The following is a 7044-nucleotide window of genomic DNA, read 5'->3' on the forward strand; positions in this document are numbered from 1 at the left end:
AGGTCTCCTGGCGGCCGAGGTAGTCGCCGATCCGTCGGCCCAGGCCGGCGAGTTCGGATGTCCGGGTCGCGCGTGTCTCGTCGAAGGTGCGCAGTTCCTCGTTCGCGGGCGCGGCGTCCGCCGCGGCGGCCAGGAGGTCCTTGTGGGTCTGTCGGTCGGCGCGGTGACGCTGCTGGAGGTCGGCGGTCGTCTGCCCGTCGGCCAGTTCCTGGGCCGAGGCCGCTTCGGCCATGAGCCGGACGAGGTCCTGTTCGGCTTCCTTGCAGGTCTGGTCGGCCTGCTGGTAAGCCTTCTCCGCGCGGGCCTCGTCCTCCCTGCTCGGGTGGTCGGCGGCGGCGGTCGCCGGCCGGGGGTGGACCGGTGAGCCGCAGACCAGGCAGGGCTCCTGGGGGCGCAGCCGGCCGGCGAGTTCACCGGCCATGCCGTCGATGCGGCGGTTCCGGATCCCGCGGGCGTGTGCCGCGCTGTGGATGACGGCTTCTTTGAGTTTGTCGGTGTCGGTCCGGGCCTTGGTGATCTCGGCGGCCAGGTCGTCGCGTCGGCGGGCTGCGGCGAGTTGCTGTTCGAGGTGCGGCAGGGTGGCGGCGAGTTTGTCTGCGTGGGTCTGCGCCAGCTGGGCTCGGTCGATCCGCGCGGTGTGCTCTGCGCGTCGGGTGTCTGCCTGGTCCAGCCAGTGGGCGATTTCGTCGTGGTCGGCCTGCGCCTGGTCCAATTCGGCCTCGAGATCGGTGAGGGAGGCTGCCAGTTCTTCGGAGCGCTGTTCGTCGTGGCGAAGGGCGTCGAGGCGGCCGAGGTCGTTCTTCAGGTGGTTCTCGGCGGCGGTGAGGCTTTCTTCGGTGTCGTCGCGTCGGGGGCCTGGCAGTTGTGTCCTGGCCTGTGTCTCGGCGTGGTGCGCTTCCTGGTAGTCATGGTCCGCGTCGTCGAGGGCCTGGATGAGGGGCCGGATCTGCTCGGCGCGGCGACCGCGTTCCAGGATCGTCTGCAGGTTCTCGAAGGCCGGGGCTTGCGCCTGCAGGTCCGACAGGGCTTGGGCTGCGGTGCGGTGGCGCCGCTGGCGCTCCGCCAGGATGCGGACCTGTGCGGTTCGGCTTTCTTGGGTGCTGTGCTCCCTGCGGGCGGCCTGCAGTGTGGCGGCGGTGCCCTGGTGGGCCTCGGCGGTGCGGTCGTGTACGGCCTGTGCCCAGGCGAGTGCCGTGGGGTGGGTGGTGTCGATGCTGTCCTCGGTGGGGGCCGGTTCCTCGACCGGGTCGGTGATCGGGGTGCCGGCGGTGTCCTGGATGCGGTCGATGTCGCGCAGGACGGCCCGGCGGGCGTCGTCGCAGCGCTGGCCGCTCTCCTTGGCGTGGTCGGTGAGCCAGCGGGCGATGTTGCGGAAGCGGTGGGTGCCGAAGAGGCGCCCCAGGACGGTGGCGCGGTCCTCGGCCTTGGCTCGCAGGAATCTCGCGAAGTCGCCTTGCGGCAGCAGGACCACTTGGCAGAACTGTTCGCGGTTCATGCCCAGCAGCGCTTCGATCTCGCGGGCGACTTCCTGGTGGGCGGTGGTGACTGGCTTCCACAGGGCTCGGCCGAGAGCGTCGTCGCCGTGCCGTTCCTCCAGAGCGGCCTTGGCCTGCGACCGCGTGGTGCCGGTTCCGTCACGCCGGGCCCGATCCTGCTGGGGAGTGCGCACGATTCTCAGGCGGCGCCCGGCCATGCTGAACTCCAGCTCGACCTGGGTGGGTGTGGCGGGGTCGGCGTGGTGGCTGCGCAGGGCGCTCTGGTGCCGCTCCCCCGGCACGTTGCCGTAGAGGGCGTAGCAGACGGCGTCGAAGATGGTGGATTTCCCCGCGCCGGTGGCGCCGTGCAGGAGGAACAGTCCGCCTTGGGAGAGTGTGTCGAAGTCGATGCTCTGCCGGGTGCGGAAGGGGCCGAAGGCCTGCAGGGCAAGGGTGTGCAGGCGCATCAGCGGGCTTCCTTCGCGGTGTCGTTCAGACGGGTAGCTTCGGCTGCTCGGCGCAGGAGGTCGTGTTCGGCGGGGGTGGGGGCGTGGCCGTTTCGGACGTGTTCGACGAATCCGGCGGTGATCTCGAGTTCGGTGCGGTGGCGGGTGCGTTCGGTGTAGGTGGTGCTGCTTTCCGGACCGCCGTCTTCGGGGGCGAAGGTGAGCTGGACGGTGTGGGGGAAGCGGGTGCGCAGGCGGTCCATGGCGTTGATGGGGCGTTGCGGGTCGGTGAGGGTGACGTGCAGCCATGCGTCGCGCAGGTGTTCGTGCCGGTGGTCGTTGAGCAGGGTGTCGAGGTGTCCGGTGAGGGTGTCCAGGATTCGGGGGCGGGGGCAGGCGAGGGCTTCGGTGGTGAGGTTGGCGTCGGCGTCCAGGTCGACGAGCCAGGTGGTCTTGGCGTAGCCGGCTTCGGAGAAGGAGTAGGCGAGGGGGGATCCGCTGTAGCGGATGCGGTCGGTGACTTTCTGCGGGCGGTGGAGGTGGCCGAGGGCGACGTAGTCGATGCCTTCGAAGACGGCGGCGGGGACGGTGGGGATGCCGCCGGCGGTGATGTCGCGTTCGCTGTCGCTGGTGTGGCCGCCAGTGACGAAGGCGTGGGCGAGGACGACGGAGCGGGTGCCCGCCGGGCGGGTGGCGAGGTCGGCGCGGACCCGGTCCATCGCGGCGCCGAGGACGGCCTGGTGGGTGGGTGTGTCGGCGGCCATCTCCTCGCGGGTCAGGAACGGTTCGAGGTAGGGCAGGCCGTAGAAGGCGACGGGTCCGTGCACGTCGCGCAGCATCGCGGGTGTGTGGCAGGTCGCGGGGTCGGTGCGCAGGTGGATGCCGGCTCGTTCGATCAGGCGGGAGGTGACGCCGAGACGGCGGGGCGAGTCGTGGTTGCCGCTGATCATGATGACGGGGACGTGGAGGTCGGCCAGGCTGTTGAGGACGTGGTCGAAGAGGGCGACGGCGTCCAGTGATGGGATGGCCCGGTCGTAGATGTCGCCTGCGACGAGGACCGCGTTCACCTCTCGCTCCTGGACGATGGTCAGCAGGTGGTCGAGGAAGACGCGCTGGGCGTCGATGAGGGGCTCTCGGTGGAACGTCCGTCCGAGGTGCCAGTCCGAGGTGTGGAGCAATCGCATGGTCGCTGACCGTAGCCGTCCGGGTATGGAGTGCGGGCCGACTTCGGTGTTTTGGTCCGCGCGGTGGTGATCTGTGGGAATTGCCCGGGCTGGAGGCCGCAGCACCGCCGCCGCAGAGGCGTGAGCGGCGGGCGCGGGGGCAGGAGATTGTCAGTGCGGCGGGAAAGAATATGGCCAGAGAGGGGGAGAGATGACTTCCGAGCAAGGCTCTTTGCGTAGCGGTTTCCCTGCTCCGAACGGGTGCCGGTGGTGTGGCATCGACGAGCGGGTCCACGCACGGCAGTGGGTGGAGGAGGTGGGCTGGCATGCCTGGGCCTCCCCGACCGTTGAGCAGCGCAAGGCCCGGATGAAGGCACGGCGCGCCGCCCGGCTACAGCAGGACGCGTTGTCCGGGAATGATCAGCCCGCACTTGCGCGCAATGCCACGAATACCGCCCTCAACTGCGATGGCACCTCGAAAGCGGAGTCAAGGGACGTGGCCAACTCGTAGACCATTTCGGGTTTACCGTCCGGGCTCTTGCTTCCCTTCTCCTTAATCATGTCCAGAATGTCCTTGCTGAATTTCCGGCCACCGCGGTGGGCCTTGAAGTCCGCGGCCTCCCAGAGCTGCTCGCCCTCATGGCGCGGCCACTTGCGGTTGGCCACTCGGGCCCACAGCTCGTCGTCGAAGAGTTCCTCGAGTTCGTTGAAGTTCTCGGCCTCGCCGACGAAGGACACCTGCGTCGCGGGATCGAGACCGTAGTGGCGCAGCCGGTCGTCCTTGAAGAACTTGGCGACGTTGCGGCTGTCGGCGTCGACCAGCAGCATCACGGTGCGGCGCTGGGCGGCGAGGTAGCGGGCGAGGTGGAGGGCGCCTTCGTTGTTGTTGCAGGCCCACAGGGCGATGCCGGCCGCTTGCAGGGACAGCCCCTGCGAGAGGCGGAAGAGCACCGGGATGGCCTGCTGTTCGGTGGCTCCCTCGACGGCGAGGAAGCAGCGCTCGTGGAGCAGGACGGAGTTGCGCAGGCCGAGTGCGGAGGCGATCTTCCCGAGGTGCAGGTCGATGCCCTTGTGCGTGTCGTCTGCGAGGCGCTCGACGACGGTGCGGCCCGTTTCCAGGCGCAGGTGGACGACGTCGGCGATGTCCACGCCGTCGATGAGGTTCATCGAGTGGGTGGCCACGACGACCTTGACTGCTTCCGTCGCGCACTGGCGGCGGATGAGGTCCATCACGGTCCGCTGGTGGGTGTAGTCCAGGTGGGTGTCGGGCTCGTCGTAGACGACGATCGTCTGGACGGGCGGCATGTCGTCCTCGTCCGGTCGGGGCTCTTCCAGGAGTTTGCTGGTCCACTCCCAGACGGCGAGGGCGATCCGACGGTTGCTGCCGCGGCCGGACCTGGAGAGGTCGACCCGCTCGCCGTGGGCGCGGGAGATGTGCAGGTGCGCGTGCTTGAAGCCGTGGGAGAAGGAAACCTCCGGTTCGACGGAGACCTCCACGAGGTCCGGGCAGTGTGCCTTGATGTGCGCGCACAGGTCGGCGGCGTCGCCCTTGACCAGGTCGGTGACCTCGGTCTCGATCGTCCGCAGGCGGCCCTGCAGGCCGTCGTCTGCCAGATGGGCCTGGTAGCTGCCGGCCAGTGCTGTGTGGATTGCCCGGTCCGGGCTCTCGTCCTTCCCGCTGAACGACAGCAGCCTCGGCAGCCGCCGCGCCAACTGCTTGGGCAGGGTGGTCCATTCGGCTACCTGCGGAGACCGCGCCGCGTGTGCGGCGAGCGCCGCTTGCAGGTCGGCCTTGAGCCCTTTTCCCCCGACCTGCAGTCCGAAGGTCTCCGCCAGCTCCCTGAGAGCGGGTACGAGCAGCGAGTCGAGATCACGCAGCCTGGGGTCGCTCGGGAGCTGGGCCCAGTACTCGAGCACGGGCGCGCTGTCGCCCTCCACCCGGCGCCGGATCTTCAACTCGGCCGGGAAGCCCATCGCCTGTTCGGCGGCGTCCAGGGCGAAGCGGCCTTCGGCCCAGGTCGAGGCGCAGCGGGCCGGAGCGGCGGCGTCTGTCGGCGGGTTGGTGTAGGTCCGGTCCTGTTCGACCGGTCGGTAGCCGCCGAGGAGGAAGTCGAGGGCGGCGAGCACTGCGCTCTTCCCGCCGTCGTTGTGGCCGGCCAGGATGGTCGGCGCGCTGATGGGGATGTTCTCGACCAGCGTCAGCGAGCGGAACCCGCTGACGGAGAAGTCCTTCAGGTGCACAGTTGCAGCCGCTCCGCTCTCCCCTGCCGCCGTGCCGTGTCGCAGGCAGCAAACAGCCTGCGACACAGGGCTCCTGACGCCACCTCCGTCGCAGGTGACCATCGTAGGCTCATCGGCACGGCGCCCGTGCCGCGGCAGCGAAGGACCGGAAGCCACCGGACGGTGGGGCAACCTTTCGGCGGGCTCCGACCGCCGTGCCTGTTCCCAGCCGGTGATGCGGCGTGATCTTCGGGTTCTCGGACGCCGGCCGGAGGTGGCGATCGCCGACAATGTCTGCCATCGGGCACTCCGGCGCTGGCCGCGGAACGGCTCGGAGGGGCGGGCGGGCTGCGCGTCCACATCGCCGGGCTGTTGCCGTCTACGGGGGCTCTGTGATCGTTGCACTCGCGCCCGGTGCTGGGCTGTTCACGGGGCGGGTAGCGGCGGGCTGTGGGGCTGCTGCGGCCGGCGTGGGTGCGGTGGCGCTTGTGGAGTTCTCCGAGGCTGCCCGCCTGTGGCCGGGCGTCCGCGTGACTGTGCGGTTCACGGCGGCGGCTGCAGACATGTCGGCCGGTGCACTGGTCGGTGTGGAGTCGCTCGTGAAGGCGGTGGCGGCCGCGTTCTTCGGCTTCGCCGCTCTCGCTCTGCTGCCGGCCCGTGCCGCGCTGTTGCTGCCCGGGTCACCGGCCGGTTCGGCCGGTGACCCGGGCAGCAAGGGGCACATGGTGCCGGTCTCGGTCTGTGCGGCCTGGCTGCTGGCCGTTGGCGGCGTTACTCGGGAACCCAGCCGCGGACTTCGAGGTAGGCGATGTCGGCGTCGTCGACGGCGCGGCCGGTCTCGACCAGCCACTCGCGCATGGCCTCGGTGACGTCGCCGTGGTGGTCGGCGACGCGCTGGGACCACTCGGCGGCGTCGAATCCGCCGGTGGAGGCGGAGCCGTAGGTGCGCTCCTCGGTGCCGTCGGAGCGGGGGACGAAGCCGCGGCGGATGCCACCGGAGTCCTTCTCCGACCCGGCCGAGTGGACGTACTGGTCGGCCTTCATACGGACGGTGAAGGCGAGGCGGCCGCCGGCCTGGCCGGTGGCGTGCACCACCGGCGCGAGGTGGGAAGCGCCGGAGCGGATGGCCTGCTTGCCCGCGCGGCCGGCCATCGACCCGCCCGCCTCGCCGACGGTGTCCTTGCCGCGGACCCGGGCCCTCTGCCCGGTCCTGGTCCGGCGGCGGGTGGTGTTCGCCTCGGCGATCCCGACCAGTGCTTCCTCGTCGCGCTCGCCGCCGCGCACCGCGCGGACCAGCTGGCGCAGCGCACCGACCATGCTCGCGCCCTTGCCCTTGGTGAAGAACTGCGAGACCAGGCTGGCGTCGCGGCCGAGGATCTTGGCGACCTGGCGCTTGGTGTAGCCCTGGTCGATCAGCTCCTGGGTGAGGCGGGCGGCTTCGTTCGGCTGGTTCGGGTCGGCGGGGCTCACTGGTCAGCTCCCTTCTCGGCGAGTTCGGCGCGGCCCAGGGCGCGCAGCTTCAGGTACTCCTCCTGGCTGGTCGGGTGAGGCGCCGGGCCGGTCAAGTGGCCCTTGAGGAGGTAGTCACCCGGCTCCCCGCGATACGGCCAGGGCTGACGCTCGGTCAGCGCGATGCCGTCCGTGCCGAAGTACACGACCGTCCCCGGCTTGGCGTGCAGCGCGCCGGCGTGGCCGATGATCTCCTTGCCCTGGCGGTACTTCATGTCCAGCAGCGCCGCC

Annotated in this window: 4 protein-coding genes and 1 pseudogene; all 5 read right to left on the bottom strand. The window is 70.3% G+C overall.

The window, feature by feature from the left end; translation table 11 throughout:
• On the bottom strand, nucleotides 1-1942 hold a 1942-nt coding region (locus tag IEZ12_RS35070; RefSeq protein WP_189278133.1), incomplete at its 3' end, for an AAA family ATPase.
• Complete coding sequence (locus tag IEZ12_RS35075) at nucleotides 1942-3105, bottom strand: exonuclease SbcCD subunit D (RefSeq protein ID WP_189278135.1); 1164 nt, start codon at nucleotides 3103-3105, stop codon at nucleotides 1942-1944. The genes IEZ12_RS35075 and IEZ12_RS35070, both read right to left, overlap by 1 nt.
• 399 nt (nucleotides 3106-3504) lie before the next feature.
• The gene (locus IEZ12_RS35080; protein WP_189278138.1) at nucleotides 3505-5325 is read right to left on the bottom strand and encodes an ATP-dependent nuclease; all 1821 of its coding nucleotides are present in this window, start codon (nucleotides 5323-5325) and stop codon (nucleotides 3505-3507) included.
• Nucleotides 5326-6075: 750 nt separating this feature from the next.
• Nucleotides 6076-6774 (bottom strand): helix-turn-helix domain containing protein, encoded by a 699-nt coding sequence (locus IEZ12_RS35085; protein ID WP_189278140.1) that lies wholly within the window; start codon nucleotides 6772-6774, stop codon nucleotides 6076-6078.
• Nucleotides 6771-7044, bottom strand: a pseudogene (locus tag IEZ12_RS39745) (hypothetical protein); the annotation flags it as partial. The pseudogene IEZ12_RS39745 and the gene IEZ12_RS35085, both read right to left, overlap by 4 nt.

The sequence above is a fragment of the Kitasatospora griseola genome (assembly GCF_014648555.1).
Taxonomy (GTDB): domain Bacteria; phylum Actinomycetota; class Actinomycetes; order Streptomycetales; family Streptomycetaceae; genus Kitasatospora; species Kitasatospora griseola.

Bases quoted from the DNA above. Each gene is read 5' to 3' on its own strand.
- IEZ12_RS35075 (WP_189278135.1), bottom strand. From the start codon at position 3,105: ATGCGATTGCTCCACACCTCGGACTGGCACCTCGGACGGACGTTCCAC.